14 protein-coding genes are annotated in these 16,573 nt (G+C 32.7%); 8 read left to right on the top strand and 6 right to left on the bottom strand.

Features of this window, described 5'->3' with window-relative positions; all coding sequences use genetic code 11:
- Nucleotides 1-138: 138 nt before the first annotated feature.
- Nucleotides 139-954: a 2,3,4,5-tetrahydropyridine-2,6-dicarboxylate N-succinyltransferase gene (locus AB674_RS09980; RefSeq protein ID WP_047776174.1), complete on the bottom strand. Its 816-nt coding sequence runs from the start codon at nt 952-954 to the stop codon at nt 139-141.
- Between the two features lie 445 nt (nt 955-1,399).
- Here AB674_RS09980 and AB674_RS09975 point away from each other — a divergent pair, with 445 nt between their 5' ends.
- Entirely contained in the window at nt 1,400-2,305 is a 906-nt protein-coding gene (locus tag AB674_RS09975) for a hypothetical protein (RefSeq protein WP_047776316.1), read from the top strand.
- A gap of 100 nt (nt 2,306-2,405) precedes the next feature.
- Here the strand turns inward: AB674_RS09975 and AB674_RS09970 are convergent, their stop codons facing one another.
- The gene (locus tag AB674_RS09970; RefSeq protein WP_047776172.1) at nt 2,406-3,185 is read right to left on the bottom strand and encodes a hypothetical protein; all 780 of its coding nucleotides are present in this window, start codon (nt 3,183-3,185) and stop codon (nt 2,406-2,408) included.
- Between the two features lie 59 nt (nt 3,186-3,244).
- On the opposite strand from AB674_RS09970, the gene AB674_RS09965 reads away from it, so the two are divergent.
- Complete coding sequence (locus AB674_RS09965) at nt 3,245-3,970, top strand: polysaccharide deacetylase family protein (RefSeq protein WP_047776171.1); 726 nt, start codon at nt 3,245-3,247, stop codon at nt 3,968-3,970.
- On the opposite strand, the gene AB674_RS09960 is transcribed toward AB674_RS09965, so the two are convergent.
- Both AB674_RS09960 and AB674_RS09955 read right to left on the bottom strand, forming a co-directional pair.
- Nucleotides 3,962-4,708, bottom strand: coding sequence for a glycosyltransferase family 2 protein (locus tag AB674_RS09960; protein ID WP_230001563.1), 747 nt, complete (start codon nt 4,706-4,708; stop codon nt 3,962-3,964). The genes AB674_RS09965 and AB674_RS09960 overlap by 9 nt on opposite strands.
- A gap of 136 nt (nt 4,709-4,844) precedes the next feature.
- Nucleotides 4,845-6,710, bottom strand: coding sequence for an LTA synthase family protein (locus AB674_RS09955; RefSeq protein WP_047776168.1), 1,866 nt, complete (start codon nt 6,708-6,710; stop codon nt 4,845-4,847).
- A gap of 382 nt (nt 6,711-7,092) precedes the next feature.
- Here AB674_RS09955 and AB674_RS09950 point away from each other — a divergent pair, with 382 nt between their 5' ends.
- From AB674_RS09950 to AB674_RS09940, 3 genes are all read left to right on the top strand, one after another.
- The gene (locus AB674_RS09950) at nt 7,093-7,719 is read left to right on the top strand and encodes a PAS domain-containing protein (RefSeq protein WP_047776165.1); all 627 of its coding nucleotides are present in this window, start codon (nt 7,093-7,095) and stop codon (nt 7,717-7,719) included.
- Between the two features lie 134 nt (nt 7,720-7,853).
- Nucleotides 7,854-8,270, top strand: coding sequence for a Holliday junction resolvase RuvX (gene ruvX, locus AB674_RS09945; RefSeq protein ID WP_047776164.1), 417 nt, complete (start codon nt 7,854-7,856; stop codon nt 8,268-8,270).
- 121 nt (nt 8,271-8,391) lie between these two features.
- Entirely contained in the window at nt 8,392-9,888 is a 1,497-nt protein-coding gene (locus tag AB674_RS09940) for a malate:quinone oxidoreductase (protein WP_047776162.1), read from the top strand.
- Between the two features lie 40 nt (nt 9,889-9,928).
- On the opposite strand, the gene AB674_RS09935 is transcribed toward AB674_RS09940, so the two are convergent.
- On the bottom strand, nt 9,929-12,151 hold the full coding sequence (locus AB674_RS09935) for an FUSC family protein (RefSeq protein ID WP_047776161.1): 2,223 nt from the start codon (nt 12,149-12,151) through the stop codon (nt 9,929-9,931).
- 199 nt (nt 12,152-12,350) lie between these two features.
- On the opposite strand from AB674_RS09935, the gene def reads away from it, so the two are divergent.
- The 3 genes from def to mazG all read left to right on the top strand — a co-directional run bounded on the left by def (nt 12,351) and on the right by mazG (nt 14,360).
- Nucleotides 12,351-12,941 carry a peptide deformylase gene (gene def, locus AB674_RS09930; protein WP_047776159.1) on the top strand — a complete coding sequence of 197 codons (591 nt, stop codon included), beginning with the start codon at nt 12,351-12,353 and terminating at the stop codon, nt 12,939-12,941.
- Between the two features lie 65 nt (nt 12,942-13,006).
- A complete protein-coding gene (locus AB674_RS09925; protein WP_047776158.1) occupies nt 13,007-13,489 on the top strand; it encodes a DUF5606 domain-containing protein in 483 nt (160 codons plus the stop codon).
- A gap of 100 nt (nt 13,490-13,589) precedes the next feature.
- Entirely contained in the window at nt 13,590-14,360 is a 771-nt protein-coding gene (mazG, locus tag AB674_RS09920) for a nucleoside triphosphate pyrophosphohydrolase (protein WP_047776314.1), read from the top strand.
- A 368-nt stretch (nt 14,361-14,728) separates the two neighbouring features.
- On the opposite strand, the gene AB674_RS09915 is transcribed toward mazG, so the two are convergent.
- Nucleotides 14,729-15,409, bottom strand: coding sequence for a Crp/Fnr family transcriptional regulator (locus AB674_RS09915; protein WP_047776156.1), 681 nt, complete (start codon nt 15,407-15,409; stop codon nt 14,729-14,731).
- Nucleotides 15,410-16,573 lie beyond the last annotated feature (1,164 nt).

Raw genomic sequence — 16,573 nt, 5'->3', positions numbered from 1 at the left:
ATAAAATTACGTTTTGATTAATATTGTTCATTTAAAAATTTTAGGTTTTTTTTAAAAATGGGATTTTAATTTTTGCGCAAAAGTATAAACCCAATTTTAAAAAAAACCTAAAAAAATTAATATTTTGTTAACATTAATTTAAACAGCTACATCGTATTCGCGAAGTGCATTGTTTAATGAAGTTTTCAAATCTGTAGAAGGCTTGCGTGTACCAATGATTAGGGCACAAGGAACCTGAAATTCTCCAGCAGCGAATTTTTTAGTATAACTTCCCGGAATTACAACAGAACGAGCCGGAACATAACCTTTTCTTTCAACTGGTTCGTCACCTGTAACATCTATAATTTTTGTTGATGCAGTAAGACAAACATTAGCACCAAGAACGGCTTCTTTACCAACATGTACACCTTCTACTACAATACAACGAGAACCGATAAAAGCACCATCTTCAATAATTACCGGAGCAGCTTGTAATGGTTCTAAAACACCACCAATACCAACACCACCACTCAAGTGAACATTTTTACCGATCTGTGCACAACTACCAACAGTCGCCCAGGTATCAACCATAGTTCCTTCGTCAACATACGCTCCGATATTTACATAACTTGGCATTAAAATAACACCGCTTGAAATGTAAGCTCCGTAACGTGCAACTGCATTTGGTACTACACGAATTCCTTTTTCAGCATAACCTCTTTTTAGTAACATTTTGTCGTGGTATTCGAAGATACCCGCTTCTAATGTTTCCATTTTTTGAATTGGGAAATACATTACTACTGCTTTTTTTACCCATTCGTTTACCTGCCATCCTTCACCAACCGGCTCAGCAACACGTAATTTTCCTGTATCTAATAATTCTATAACCTCTCTAATGGCATCAGTTGTAGTAGTCTCTTGTAATAAAGCTCTGTTTTCCCAAGCTTGTTCGATTATCGTTTGTAAAGAATTCATAAGTTTTAATTTTTGGCAAAGATAGCGTATTTGGCCAAAAGCAAAAAGGTAAAACCGGTTGAAAGTGTTATAAATATAACATTTTGTGTTTAATTTGATAAACAAAATTGCGTACTAAAAATTATAGTATATGAAAGAAGACTATTTTTTTTCGTTGTTATAACAGAATAACCTTTGCAATTTATTTCTAAATTAATTTAAGAATAATAACGGAATCTGTCTCGATGCTAATTTTTTAAATTTAGGTGTACTTTTTTAATTGAACTTGAAAAAATAAGTGCTGACTTAAAGAAGCTTTATTATTTAGTTGGATTTGTACCGTAATTCTTGACGCAAATTTGGTTTTGAGCAAATAAATGGCAGGTAAAGATTTATAATCGTGTCTTTTTCTTGTTAAACTTTTGAGCGTCAATTTGTATCTTGCAACAGATTTAATATGGAAAGAATGAAAGGGAAAATACAAATAGGTTATTTAGTTTCATATGATTACGAATTATTAAAAAAATCAATACCAATTATCTATCAGGATGCGGATACTATCTTTTTTGCAATTGATAAAAAAAGACTTACATGGAAGGGAGATTCTTTTTTTATAGAAGAATCATTTTTTCAATGGATTGATAATTTTGATATCGAAAATAAGATTGTCATTTATGAAGAGGATTTTTACGTTCCGACCTTAACAACGATGGAGTGCGAAATTAGGGAAAGAAAAATGCTTTCGGAGAAGATGGGTATAGGAAACTGGTTAATTCAAATTGATAGTGACGAGTATTTTGTTAATTTCAAACAGTTTGTTTACGATTTAAGAGAATACGATTCTTATCTTGAAAATCCGGAGAAAAAACCGGTTCAGATTTGTGCTTTTTTGATCATGCTTTATAAATACACAGATAATGGAATTCTATATGTAGATAAACCTCAGAAAGCAATTTTTGCTACAAATTACCCCGAGTATATGTTTGGACGCAGAACCTACGGGCGTCAAATTTATACTAACAATATAGTCTTGCATGAGTCTTTATCCAGAACAGAAGAAGATTTGCGTTTTAAACTTAAAAGTTGGGGGCATAATGCAGAAGTTGACAATGGGTTCCTGGTAAAATGGCTGAAGGTTAATGAAAATAATTATAAGGAATACAGAGACTTTCATTATTTAAAACCTAAAAGATGCAAGAAATTAGCTTTTTTTCCTACAAAAACAATAAGCGAAATAATAGACATTATTCGAGAAGAAAATAGACTTAACAGGTCTGCTTCATTGCTTTGGTTTAAAAATTTTGAACAGAGAATTAAATTTTTAAGTAAAAAGTACTTTTTTGGCATCGACAATAAGAGTGTTTCTGACTAATGAGGGAATAAATCGAAAAAGAAAAATACACTCTGTTATTGGAGATCTTATAAGGATTCTAAAAAAAAAGGACTAGTAAATTTTCTGATTACAGATAAAATTATTCCAGTTTATTGCGTAATAACCAAAGGAATAAATAACGTTTTAGAATGGCAAACGAGTTTATGTAAGCAAGAATATAACCTTCCTTTCCATCTAAAAAACCAAGTTTTGCAAAATATTGATTCATAAAATTAAAAAAAGGCTTTACAAGAAAATGATACATATTGGGTTTGATGTTTTTCATATGTAAAAGTATTGCTTCCTCTTTGCTTTTTAAACTTAATCGCAAGTTGTATTCGTCGAAATCTTTATAAGTGTATGAATCGATTCTGTTTTTTAATATTTCAGATTTTCTAAAGAAAGCAATTATAGAAGGTTTATTCCTGTTATTAGATAAAGAGATTTCTACTTTTTTTCTAAAAAGGAAGACCCTTTTTCGGTATATAAATTCGCCATAATTTATTTTCTTTTTAAAAAAATGAAACGTCTGTTTGATGTAGTAAATTCTATTTGCTTGCGGATTAGAAATTTTGAGTAAAATTTCATTTTTAAGTTCAGTAGAAATATATTCTTTTAGATCTAATAGCAGTATCCAGTCGTTTTGTACTTGGTTAATTAATAGATTTTGTTGTTGGGTTTTATTTGTGATAGTTTGTTGTACAAGAGTTGCCCCACATTTTTCGACAAGTGGTAGGATAGCATTGTTACGTTTATTAGTGTTTATTAGAATGATTTCATGAGCAAATGAAACGTTGTCTATAAGTTTTTTAATATCGTTTATTTCGTTAGTACAAAAGGCAATAACACTGATTTTGGGAGTTGGTATACTGGATAACATAAAATATTTTTGTATGAAAATACGTATTTTTTTAATAATTTTTTAAAATAAAATTAAAAATGTCTAAACTTCCCATTTTAATGTATCATAACATCTGTCAGTGTGAAAATGAAAGCAATAAACTGACTATTTCAGCACGAAATTTAGAAGAGCAACTTCGATTTTTAAAAGACAATAACTACAGAACATTTCATTTTGGTGAATTGGAAAAGATGCAGGTTATTCCCCGGAAAAGTATTGTTCTTACTTTTGACGACGTTACAGAGAATCAACTGATTTATGCAGTTCCGTTATTGGAGAAGTTCAATTTAAAGGCCAGTTTCTTTATTCCTTTTTCTTATATTGGTAAAATAGACTTATGGAATGAAAACTCAAAGTTCCCTGGAGAGAAAATAATGACTATGGATCAATTGAAATGTCTTAATAGAGATAAAATAGAATTAGGTTATCATTCGTTTGGACATAAAAAATACAGTTCATTATCTGCTTTGGAAATAGAAAATGATTTTTTAAAATGTGAAGAAGTGATGACAAAGAACAATTTGAAAGTTTTCCCGGTCTTAGCGTATCCTTACGGTAATTATCCGAGGGAAAACAAGGAAAAAGCAGAATTTAAGAGCGTAATCGTTGAAAATAAAATGAAATTTGGTTTAAAAATTGGTAATCGCCCCAACTATTTTCCTTTTAAGGATCAATATGAGATAAAACGAATTAGTATTGAAGGGCACGATAGTTTAATGATCTTTAGATTAAAAATAAGATGGGGGAAATTAAGACTATTTTGAGTCTTTTTCAATGAGCATCATTTTAGCATATCTGGAGAAAACCCCGTATGCATCTATTGCTGCAGCAGCAAGACCCGGAACGCCATCAAGATATACTCTTTTGATAATATAGGTGTGGAAAAAACGATAAAAGGGCTTGAAAATCAACAAAAACAAAGTTACTTTTTGTGCTTTAGAAATGCACATTTTTGCTTGAAACCAAGCATATTTATCTTTTTTACTTATAAAATGTAAAAGTCCTCTGTAGGTATAGTGTATCATGTGATTTCGTAATACACCAGGTTTTGACTTAAGAACTAATCTTTCGTGTACTTCATTTTTAAATAGTAGATCGTCATTTTTCATCAAACGAACAGTTTTATCTGTATAATGAAATAAAAATCGATTCATGAAAAAATGAGGAAACCAGATTTTATAAGTACTAAATTTATTTGACTCGATGCTTTTTAATATTTCTCTTTTAAGTTTTTCAGATACTCTCTCATCAGCGTCTAAAAATAGAATCCAATCTCCCGTGGCATAGGGTATGGCATAATTTCTTTGATTACAATAATTATCGAATTCTCTGAAAATTAAATTGCTTCCTAAGCCCGAAGCAATTTCTGGAGTTCTGTCATTACTGTATGAATCTAAAACAATGATTTCATCTGCAAAGGAAACCGATTTTATTGCTTCACTAATGTAAAACTCTTCATTGTGAGTAAGAATGATAACGGATAGTTTTTTTGTGTTTCTCAATTGCATAATTTAATTATTCTAATAAGTAATGTGTAATATTTTGTTTTTCAGGAAGAAACGCTCTATCACAATTATTTGAAGTTTTTTTTGAATATGTAGTGCTAAATTTCAATGAAAGAAGTGAAATTTGATTGATTTAAAGAGTCAATTTATTGTCAATGACCCTTTCGTTAAAAGATTGAATATATGCTTTCAGAAATTTTGTAGCTTTTTTGGTTCTGGTCTTGTCTGATTGCATCAAATTTGTTTTTAATAAAACATCTTTTTTCCAGTTGTATAAGCCAATTATTTGATTATTAGCGAAATTTATATAATAATCGCCTTGTATATAATGATAAGTTCCTTGAAGATAATTGATTACAAAGTCGTCTTTAGATCTGTAGCTTTTTCCAAAACTAATTAGATCAGTTTTTATATTTAAGTAATCGAGGATACTGGGCATGATATCAATTTGTTGAAAGTTCTTTTTAGTAACGCCAACTAATTCGGGGTTGGAAGGATCAAAAAATAGTATTGGAATTCGGTATATTCCAATATTTGTTTTGTCTGTATTTTTATCTCCGCCGGAAGTATGATCCGATGAAAGAACAAACAAGGTGTTTTTATACCATTTTTCTTTTTTAACAGTGTTGAAAAATTTTCGTAAAGAGTAATCAGTATAAGCTATACTTTCTTGTATTTCAGTAGTTCCTTTTGGAAATTTTCCTTGATATTTTTTTGGAATTGTATACGGGAAATGAGATGAAATTGTAAATAAAGAACTAAAAAATGGCTTTTTAAAAGTGTTCAATTTATGAGCGTAAAATTGTAAAAATTCTTCGTCAAAAATCCCCCACTTTCCATCAAAGGCATCATGTCCTGTATATTGGTCTTTTCCATAATATTGATCAAAACCGGATATTAGTGCATACTGATTAAAGTTTTGACTACCATTAAAAGCACCATGAAAAAAAGAGGTATTGTATCCTTCTTTTTTAAGAATTTGCGGAAGACTATTTGTTTTATTTAATGAATAACTGGATAATATGAATGCATTATTCATTAGACTTGGTAAACTCGAAATTATGGAGGGAACCGCATCTATAGAAACTCTCCCGTTTGCAAAACCATTTTTGAAATAATAAGATTTTGTGATGAGTGAGTCTAAAAAAGGAGTTTGTCCTCGTCCGATATTTTCATTCCCAAAACTTTCCAAAATTAAAATTACTACATTTTTCTTTATAGTAGGTTGGTTAGGCTTTAGTGAAATTATCGGGTTGTAAATTGAAATTAATTCTTTTTCACTGAAGTAATTAACTTTGTCAATATCCTCTTTTTTAAAGAGAGTTGTAAGAATGGAGAAAGGGGTATTTAAGACTAAGCCTGTATTGTTAAGTGTGCTGTATCTAATTGCATCTACGACCTTAATTGGTTTTTTTTGGAATCCTCCGCGTCCTATAATTACAATTGCAAGTAGTGAAATAATAAAACAGGCATATTCTTTAAAACGGTCTTTCTTTGTTGAATGTTCTGGATTTGTATTGTTTTTAAAATTCGATAGTAAGAACCAGAATAAAATACTAATAATAATAAAAAAGAGCGTAACGTACCAAAACTGTTTTAAAAAAGAAGGGATTAGTCCTAATGTTTCATTTTCCATTCCTTTTGCAGTGATCATGGCAAGAGTGCTTCTTTTTCCTGTAAATCTGTAATAGATAATATCAATAAAATTGGTAGCGATAAAAAGAAGGTTTACAAGATAAAACGAGACCTTTAAAATATGCTGATAAGCCGTATTATATTTTAAGTTACCGGGAAGTAAATGACCAACTATAAAAATACTGTTTATGTATACGATAGCCGACATATCAAAAGACAGTCCTCCCAAAAAAGTTTGAAAAGTAAATTCGGTAAACAATTCAATATTAAAGAAGTAAAAAAGAACTCTGGTGAATTGATAGAGTAATAAAACGATAAGAACTCTTTTTAAGAGCAAAGAAATGCTTTGTTTGTAACGGCTCATTTATTTGTAGGTTTTTGTATTAAAAACAGCTTCAAAATTAACCTGACAAAGTGGTAATCCTCTTAAAAATTGATATGCTTTGATGTTTAGTTTATATTCGTAAAATAGATTATTTGGGAAGGCTTTTAAGTCTGTAGAGAATTTACGAAAACAAAAAAATGATTTGTAAATCAAAGTATAAAACGATGCTTTTCCGGGTTTTTTAGTACAACTTTCTTATATCTAAAAATTAAAATAATGGTCTGTAAACGTTTTTTTACTGTTATAATATGATAAAAGTCAGATTTTGTGTTTTTACTTCTTGTTAGTTTTGTATCCTAATTCGGACAATATAAAGTAAGAATTGTCAGTATCAATCCAAAACAAATTAATCTACTAAGATATGAATAGCGAAAATCAGCTCCAAAACCGAACCATAATAGATAAAGAAGTCTCGTGGGACAAAACTCAGGTGATTATGAGTAAAACCAATGCATTTGGTATCATCGAATATGCAAATGAAACTTTTATAGACGTTTGCGGATATGAAGATTACGAGCTTATGGGGCAGCCACATAATATTGTCAGGCATCCTGATATGCCTAAAGTAATTTTTAAAGTTTTGTGGGAAAATCTTAAAGCAGGTAAAAACTTTCATGCCGTTGTGAAAAATCTTGCCAAGTCAGGGAGATATTACTGGGTCATTACTGATTTTGAAATTGCCAAAGACGAAAATGGTGTTATTGTAAATTATTTTGGAAGAAGACAGGCCATTCCTCAAGAAGTCATTGCCCTGCATATTGAACCCTTGTATAAAAAATTACTGCAAATAGAAAACGCGAGCGGAGTGGAGTTCAGTGAAAAATACCTGATCGGATTTTTAGAAGAGAAAAAGAGATCGTATGTAGAATATATCAAGGAACTGATTTTAGACCACGAAAGAGCACAATCTAAGTCTTTCCACCAAGAGCAACAGGAAGAGGAGGAAGAAGACGAGAGAGGTTTTTTTAGTCGTTTATTTGGTAGATAACCCCATTTTTTTAGGTTTTAATGTTGGATGAGTTCGTTTTGAGCAATCAAGGCGGACTCTTTTTTTGTAAAATGAAATAATTCTTTTTTCAGGTTTGTGAATTTTCCTTTCTATCTTTGATAAAAATTACTAAAATGCCAAGAATCCTCTCTATAGATTACGGACAAAAACGCACCGGAATTGCCGTTACAGACGAAATGCAGATTATCGCCTCGGGTTTGACAACGATTCCGACGAATACTTTAATAGATTTTCTGAAAGATTATTTCACTAAAGAAAAAGTAGAAGCGGTCTTAATTGGGGAGCCCAAACAAATGAACGGGCTTCCGTCTGAAAGTGCTTCGATAATTAAAGGATTTGTAACGCATTTTTCAAATATCTTTCCGGATATGAAAGTAGTGCGTGTAGACGAGCGCTTTACTTCAAAAATGGCATTCCAGACGATGATAGATAGCGGATTAAGCAAAAAGCAACGCCAGAATAAAGGGTTGATTGATGAAATTTCGGCTACCATAATGCTTCAGGATTATCTTTCTTCGAAACGATTTTAGGATTTTCTTTTTCGGAATCTTCAAGGATTTTAGTGTTTTAAATTTCCTAACTTTTATCCTATGAAATTAGTTTTTTTTTGCAATTATAAAAAGTACCTTTGCGTTTTAAAATAAATTTGTTATGCCTGACGAAACAATACGTTCAAATAGTGAAGTAGTTCTCATTGGAGCTGGAATTATGAGTGCCACTCTTGGAGTAATTTTGAAAGAGTTACAACCGGATATTAAAATTGAAATATACGAAAGATTAGATGTTGCTGCAGCCGAAAGCTCTGATGCTTGGAATAATGCAGGAACCGGTCACTCGGCCTTTTGTGAATTAAACTACACTCCGGAAAAGGCAGACGGAAGTATTGATCCTAAAAAAGCAATAAGTATAGCGGAATCTTTCGAGGTTTCCCGTCAGTTTTGGGCCTACTTAGTGCAACAAAATAAAGTTCCCTCTCCCGACAATTTTATAAAAAGTGTTCCGCATATGAGTTTTGTATGGGGAGATAAAAACGTTGAATATCTTAAAACACGTTTTGAAGCTTTACAAAGTAATCCAATTTTTGCTCAAATGACTTTTAGTACTGAATTTGAACAATTGAAACAATGGATGCCTCTTGTAATGGAAGGCAGAGAAAATAATGAAAAATTAGCAGCCACCTTTATGCCGATTGGTACCGATGTAAACTTCGGTGCATTGACCAGAAGTATGTTTAATTATCTGGAAAAACTGGATGGTGTGTCGCTGCATTTCAATCACGAGGTTCAAAAAATGAGACAACGTGAAGATAAATCCTGGAGAATTAAAATTACCGATTTAGCTACAGGACAAAAAAGAAAATCCTATACCAAGTTTGTTTTTATCGGAGCAGGTGGAGGTTCATTACCTTTATTAGAAAAAGCCAATGTTCCGGAAGGAAATGGGTATGGCGGTTTTCCGGTAAGCGGACAATGGTTAAAATGTACTAATCCTGAAGTGATTGCAAAACATCAGGCAAAAGTGTACGGAAAAGCAAGTGTTGGAGCGCCTCCAATGTCCGTTCCGCATATTGATACCCGTGTCATTGATGGTGAAAAAGCGCTTCTTTTTGGGCCCTTCGCCGGATTCTCTACACGATTCTTAAAAAACGGATCGTATCTGGACTTGCCTTTGTCTATAAAAGCAAACAACGTAATTCCAATGTTATCAGCGGGATTTCATAATATTCCATTAACCAAATATTTGATCGAACAAGTGCGTCAGTCTCCAAAAGACCGAATGAAAGCACTTCGTGAATATTTGCCAACAGCACGTTCTAAGGACTGGACATTAGAAAGAGCCGGACAACGTGTTCAGGTGATTAAAAAAGACGAAAACGGTGGTGGAGTTTTAGAATTTGGAACAGAAGTAATTAATACACATGATGGAACTTTAGCGGTTTTATTAGGTGCTTCTCCGGGAGCTTCTACTGCTGTTTCTATTATGGTGGACTTAATTAGCAGATGTTTTGCAGATCAAAGTAAATCACCTGAATGGGAAGAGAAAATGAAAATCATGATTCCTTCTTACGGTAAAAACCTGAATGAAACACCGGAGCTTTTAGAAGAAATGAGAAAATATACTTCTGAAGTTTTAAAACTGAAAAACTAGAATCAACTACTTACTATTATAAACAACAAATCCAGATGAATTAATCTGGATTTGTTGCTTTTAGCTCTTTCGTAATTTTTAGAATTTTTTCTGCCAGATTGCTCATCCAGATCAATTGCTCAATGACCATCTGAGCCTCCTGCATTTTAGCCTGACGGGTTTCTTTATCAAGTTCATCGTCTGCCGCCAGACGCGTAAAGTTAATGCGTTTTAATTCTTCGAATTGCAGGGTTACATCTTCCTTATCAAAAAAGGTATCGGTTATAATCGTTTCGTTTTTTAAAACCGAAATAGAATGATCGAGATTCAATAATATCGTTTTTATAATATAATTGAATGATTCCGAAGCAGATGTGGTCTGATGCGATTGAATATAAGTTGACAAAGAAGCCAAAGCCGATAGCAAAGAATGGTTCAAAACCACCAGTTTATTGACCAATGGCAGGGTTTTTTGCTTTGATTTAGGTTCCTGCATCATGCGTTGAAACGAGGTCGTTAAATTGCCAATTTCGACAAAAGCATGTTTTCTGGCCAATCTGTAGGACGTTGGTGTTTCTCCTTTTTTATTGTAAAAATCAGCAATTTCTTTAAGGTAATTTCGATTGGCGCGAATCGAATTTTCAATGTGTATCGGAGTATTGATAAACTCCCAGGCCGGCCATAAAAACTGATTGGCAATAAAAGCTAAAATAGCTCCTGCAAGCGAATCTAATATTCTGAACTGAATTACTTCTACAACATTTGGCGTTAGGATTCCGTAAATAAAAACCACATACATGGTTACGAAAGTGGCACTTATTTTATAGTTAATCTGTGTAAATGAGATACCCAGTAACATACAAACAATAGAGAATATACTCAACGCCACATGGTTCTGAATAAGGGATACAATCCCGAATGCCAGAAGTCCACCAAGTACAGTTCCAAAAATTCGATTATACGAACGCTCTTTTGTTAATCCATAACCCGGACGCATGATGACAACGATGGTCAGTAGAATCCAATAGACATTTTGAAAAGGAAGAAAGTTCCCTACAACAAGACCAATCAGAATCGTAATGGTCAGTCGGAGCGAATGTCTGAAAATAGAAGAAGAAAAACTCATATTTTCAATAAGTGTACGGAGCGGATAATACTGAGGTGTCAGAAATTTTTCCAGTTCCTTGTCTTTGTCTTTCAACTTGTAAGATTGCATGGCAAGTGAAAAAGCCCTTTGTATGATCTTGATTTTTCCAACCTGATTTTTAGCATATTTCAGCATATTGGTCAGCATGAGAACTCCTTCGTTTGCTTCTTCTCTTCCTAAGCTTTTTTCATAATCAAAAATGGCAAATTCGAGCGCGTCCAATTCATTTTTCAGATCATTTTTGTCCACATAAGCGGCAATATGATGTACATTTTTGGATAGTTTTTTTAAAGTGGAAGCCAGTTTGTACGCCACATTTTGATACGTTCTTAAAACGTCAGGATGTTTGTCAAACTTTTCATGAAGTTTGTCGTAATCAAATGAGGTGTATAATGCTAATTCCTGGATTTCAACAAGCGTTATGAAAACAAGTAACATTTTGCGATTCTGACTGGTGGCAGCGGAAGTGCTTTGATTTCCAATTAACACTTTCCTTAAATCTTCGTTGATTTGGTTTAGTTCTACCTGAACAGCCAATTGCTTTTGAGTTATTTTTTCGCGATTTGCTTCAGGGCTCCATAAATCTCCTCTTAGTTTTAAATATTTTGCCGTTAGTTTTATGCCTTCAGCAATTTGTAATTCAACATATTTATAAGGTTGTACAAAATGAAAAATAAGCGAGACAATGAGATATAAAATACCACCAATAAAAATAAAACCCGAATATTCAACCGCATCCCAGCCTTCATGTAAATGGCCAAAAGACAAAGAAATTGAAAGTAATGCAGAAAAGGAAACCAAGGTAGCGCGCTGTCCATAAACAGAAATCATACAGCATAAAAACAGTAACAATCCCAAAAACGGATAAAATAATATCGGGAACGGATAAGCAAGATTCACCAGAAGATTTACACCCGAAACGATTAAGGAGGCCACAATAAGACCTTTTATCTTATGCGTTAAAGTACTCGGAATATCACTCGGATAGGTATAAAAAGCACCTAAGGCAATCGTAAAACCAATTTCAAAATGTCCCAGAAAGTTCAGGATCAGAACAGGAACAACAGAAGCAATAGTTACTTTAGAAGCATTTAGAAAAGAGGTACTATTGGTAAATTTGGAGATACGATTAAACATATAGTATGGTTTACGAGCAAAGGTAAGAATTGTACGAATTCTTTTGGCACAATTATAGCTGAGTTTTTAATAAGCATGCAAAAATGAGATTAATATGTTGTTTAGAATTATTCATTGACTATTTTTTACTATTTTTGCCAGCTGAATTAGGAGAATAAAATTCAGTGTTTTCCAGTAGATAATACAAAAAATAATACAAATGATTTTACCAATTGTAGGATACGGTGATCCAGTTTTAAGAAAAGTGTGTGAGGTAATTACACCGGAGTATCCAAACTTAAAAGAGATATTAGCAAACATGTATGAAACCATGTACAACGCTTATGGTGTTGGACTTGCTGCGCCACAGGTTGGAATAGCAATTCGTTTGTTTGTAATTGATACAACTCCTTTTAGTGACGATGAAGATTACTCAACAGAAGAACAAAATAAATTAAAAGGTTTCAAAAAAACATTTATCAACGCCAGAATCGTGAAAGAAGAAGGCGAGGAGTGGAGTTTTAACGAAGGTTGTTTGAGTATTCCTGATGTTCGTGAAGACGTTTACAGAAAACCAACCGTTACAATCGAGTATTGTGAAGAAGATTTTGTTGTAAAAACAGAGGTTTTTGACGGTTTGATTGCCAGAGTTATTCAGCACGAATACGATCATATTGAAGGAGTGTTGTTTACAGACAAAATATCTTCTTTAAAAAAGCGTTTGATTCAAAAGAAATTAAAAAATATTACAGAAGGCAAGACTTTTCAGGATTATAAAATGAAATTTGTTGCTGCCAAAAAAGGCAGATAATTATTTTTGATAAAAAAAGAGACAATAAAAAATAAACGAAATTCTTAATACAAATTATAATAAACATGAATTTAGAAAAAATATTAGCTGTTTCCGGGAAACCAGGTTTATATGCTTTAAAAGTACAGACTCGTACAGGATTTGTAGCTGAATCATTAACTGATGGAAAAAAAATCACTGTAAGCTTAAAAAGTAATGTAAGTTTATTGTCTGAAATTTCAATTTATACACAAGATGGTGAAAAACCGTTGACTGAAGTAATGCAACGCATTGCGGTTAAAGAAAACAAAGGTCAGGCGATTTCTCATAAAGAAGATAATGCAACTTTAACGGCTTATTTTAAAGAAGTTTTACCTGATTATGATGAAGAAAGAGTTTACCCATCTGATATTAAAAAAGTATTAAACTGGTACAACACTCTTCAAGGAAAAGGTTTAGTGACAGACTTAGCTCCGGTTCCAACTGAAACTGAAGAAGCTCCTGTTGCTGAGGAAAAACCAAAAAAAGCTGCAGCTCCTAAAAAAGCAAAAGTTAAAAAAGAAGAATAGTAAATTTTAGATTCAAATATAATAATCCTGTTAAGATGTTTTCTTGACAGGATTTTTTACTTTTACACCGTTCGGTTATACAATCAAAAAAACGTCAAAAATGAGCAAAGAACTTCAACTTCAGGCTTTCGAAAGATTATTAGTTATTATGGATGAACTTCGTGAGCAATGTCCGTGGGATAAAAAACAGACTTTGCAAACCCTGCGACACCTTACAATCGAAGAAACCTACGAATTAGGAGACGCCATTTTGGATAATGATTTGAATGAAGTTAAAAAAGAACTTGGAGATCTGTTATTGCATATCGTTTTTTATGCTAAAATAGGCAGTGAAACCAATGCTTTTGATATGGCTGATGTGTGCAATGAAATTTGCGATAAACTGATTCATCGCCATCCTCATATTTACAGCGACACGGTTGTAAAAGATGAAGAAGAAGTCAAACAAAACTGGGAAAAACTAAAGCTTAAAGAAGGCAAAAAATCGGTTTTAGAAGGCGTTCCGAGAAGTTTACCCGCTTTGGTAAAAGCCAGCAGAATACAGGATAAGGTAAAAGGTGTAGGTTTTGACTGGGAAGAACCGCACCAGGTTTGGGATAAAGTACAGGAAGAATTAGAAGAATTACAAGTAGAAGTAAAAGCAGGCGATCAGGATAAAATAGAAGCCGAATTCGGAGATGTTTTATTCTCAATGATCAATTATGCCCGATTTTTAAATGTGAATCCCGAAGATGCTTTAGAACGTACCAATAAAAAATTCATTAAGCGTTTTCAATATTTAGAAAGCAAAGCAAGTGATATGGGCAAACCTTTAATGGATATGACCTTAGCAGAAATGGATGTGTTTTGGAATGAAGCAAAAAAACAGTAATTAATTCAAGTTGTGTTTTTTTTTACCCCAATAATGAAGCCAGTGATACCTCATTTTTTGAATTGCCTCCTGCTTTAGCTGGAGGAATACGTTAAGATTAAAGGGCTTTAGCCAAAATATACTACACCTCTTTCGACTCAGATTAGTGGTTTGATTATTAAATATTTAATATCAGATAAATCTCAGTACCATTAAGTTAAGATGTTTTTTCACGCAGATTCTGCAGATTCTGCGGATTTTTTTGTCTCAATCTGTTTCAATCTTTGTGAGACTTTTTTGAGAATCCTTGGCTTAATGAAATTGAGCCAAAGCAGAAGGCTATTGAAATGGCAGCATATTGAAAAGCAATAATTAGCAACTTGAGTCAATTATTCTGCCAATCGTTTTAGGGAATTGATGTCTTTAAGCACAATTTTTTTACCAACCAATTCGATTAGTCCCAATTTATTGAAGTCAGATAATAAACGGATACAGCTTTCAGTCGCAGTACCAATCATTCCGGCTAATTCTTCACGAGTAAGTTGAACTTTTAAGGTTTTGTCTGTGTTTTCACCAAAAGTAGCCAGTAAGTATAATAAAGTTTCGGCCAGTCTTTGTTTTACGGTCTTTTGTGCTAATGCGATTTTGTCGTTTTCAGATTCTTTCAAATCTTCGCACACCGATTGCATCAGGTTCATGGAGAACTGATTGTTGTTGTTAAAAAAGTTGATGATTTCTGTTTTTGGAATAAAACAAACTTCCATGTCAGCGACAGCTTTTGCACTTAGATTTGCGGGTTCGTTACTGATCATCGAGCGTTGCCCTAAAAGTTCACCTGATTTAACAAGTTTTACAATCTGATCTTTTCCGTTAGCACTTAACTTAGAAAGTTTTCCAATACCGTCTTTTACACAAAAAACACCATTGGTAATTTCACCTTCTTCAAAAATAGCATCCCCTTTTTTTATGCTTAATGTTGTTTTGCTATTTGCTAATCTAATAACCTCATCTTTATTCAGTGCTTTTAGAGAAGTAAGCTGTCTTACGATGCATTGATCACATTTGTTCATAGCAAAAAAATTTACTGCAAAATTACGATTATTCGTATTCAAAACCCCAATTATGCTGGAAAAATAACAGCAAAAAATTATTGATAGCTAGTATTTTTTTATTTCTGTAAAGTTAGAATTGTAATTGCGTGCAGTACATTTAAGTAACATTGTATTTTTTGAATAGCCGTTGGTTTCAACCAACGGATTTAAAAAGTGTTGATGTAAGGCTTTAGCCCAATATCATTGAGCCAAGGATTCTCAAAAAAAGTTTCACGCAGATTTAGCGGATTTAGCAGATAATAATAAAAAAAATTAGCTAAATCAGCTAGATCTGCGTGAAAAAAAAAAATTAATCTAGTGACATTGGACTTTAGTAAAAAACTTAAAGAATAAAATTTTGGCTAAAGCCTCTGGACTCGGACCTACAGTACCGTTGGTTGAAACCAACGGCAATTCAAATCCGGATTGATTATTTACAGTGGGAAGTGCCAATTTTAGAAGTTACAGATAGTATTTGCAATAAAAAATTCTCCTGATTTACTTTTTGTGTTTTATCCAAAATCGTATGTAAGAGTTTTAATATCATGCTCCAATTATACTGGAAAAATAACAGCAAAAAATTATTGATGGCCAGTATTTTTTATTTCTGTAAAGTTAGAATTGTAATTGCGTGCAGTACATTTAAGTAACATTGTATTTTTTGAATAGCCGTTGGTTTCAACCAACGGATTTAAAAGGTGCTAATGTAAGGCTTTAGCCCAATATCATTAAGCTAAGAATTGTCAAAAAAGTCTCACGCAGATTTAGCGGATTTAGCAGATAAAAAAAAATCCCCGAAATCTGCAAAATCTGCGTGAAAAAACATTTTAATTTAGTGACATTAGGTTTTTGTAAAAAACTTAAAGAATAAAATTTTGGCTAAAGCCTCCGAACTAGGACCTAAAGTACCGTTGGTTGAAACCGATGGCAATTCAAATCCGGATTGATTATTTACAGTGGGAAGTGCCAATTTTAGAAGTTACAGATAGTATTTGCAATAAAAAATTCTCCTGATTTGCTATATGTGCTTTTTTGGCTGGTTTTCTAAATGTACTACGGGTTTGTAATTATCCGGTAGCTGCGAATGATAAATATCATAGTTAAAGTCTTTTGTGATTTATAAACTTTGCATAAGTTAAAATA

The organism is Flavobacterium sp. ABG (assembly GCF_001027725.1).
Classification (GTDB): domain Bacteria; phylum Bacteroidota; class Bacteroidia; order Flavobacteriales; family Flavobacteriaceae; genus Flavobacterium; species Flavobacterium cupriresistens.
This window is presented reverse-complemented; position numbering and strand designations above follow the sequence as displayed.

What these genes read in the sequence shown, in the direction of transcription:
- AB674_RS09915 (WP_047776156.1), bottom strand. Translation starts at nt 15,409, where the DNA reads ATGAACAAATGTGATCAATGCATCGTAAGACAGCTTACTTCTCTAAAA.
- mazG (WP_047776314.1), top strand. Translation starts at nt 13,590, where the DNA reads ATGAGCAAAGAACTTCAACTTCAGGCTTTCGAAAGATTATTAGTTATT.
- def (WP_047776159.1), top strand. Translation starts at nt 12,351, where the DNA reads ATGATTTTACCAATTGTAGGATACGGTGATCCAGTTTTAAGAAAAGTG.
- AB674_RS09975 (WP_047776316.1), top strand. Translation starts at nt 1,400, where the DNA reads ATGAAAGGGAAAATACAAATAGGTTATTTAGTTTCATATGATTACGAA.
- ruvX (WP_047776164.1), top strand. Translation starts at nt 7,854, where the DNA reads ATGCCAAGAATCCTCTCTATAGATTACGGACAAAAACGCACCGGAATT.
- AB674_RS09965 (WP_047776171.1), top strand. Translation starts at nt 3,245, where the DNA reads ATGTCTAAACTTCCCATTTTAATGTATCATAACATCTGTCAGTGTGAA.
- AB674_RS09935 (WP_047776161.1), bottom strand. Translation starts at nt 12,151, where the DNA reads ATGTTTAATCGTATCTCCAAATTTACCAATAGTACCTCTTTTCTAAAT.
- AB674_RS09925 (WP_047776158.1), top strand. Translation starts at nt 13,007, where the DNA reads ATGAATTTAGAAAAAATATTAGCTGTTTCCGGGAAACCAGGTTTATAT.
- AB674_RS09970 (WP_047776172.1), bottom strand. Translation starts at nt 3,185, where the DNA reads ATGTTATCCAGTATACCAACTCCCAAAATCAGTGTTATTGCCTTTTGT.
- AB674_RS09980 (WP_047776174.1), bottom strand. Translation starts at nt 954, where the DNA reads ATGAATTCTTTACAAACGATAATCGAACAAGCTTGGGAAAACAGAGCT.
- AB674_RS09950 (WP_047776165.1), top strand. Translation starts at nt 7,093, where the DNA reads ATGAATAGCGAAAATCAGCTCCAAAACCGAACCATAATAGATAAAGAA.
- AB674_RS09955 (WP_047776168.1), bottom strand. Translation starts at nt 6,710, where the DNA reads ATGAGCCGTTACAAACAAAGCATTTCTTTGCTCTTAAAAAGAGTTCTT.
- AB674_RS09940 (WP_047776162.1), top strand. Translation starts at nt 8,392, where the DNA reads ATGCCTGACGAAACAATACGTTCAAATAGTGAAGTAGTTCTCATTGGA.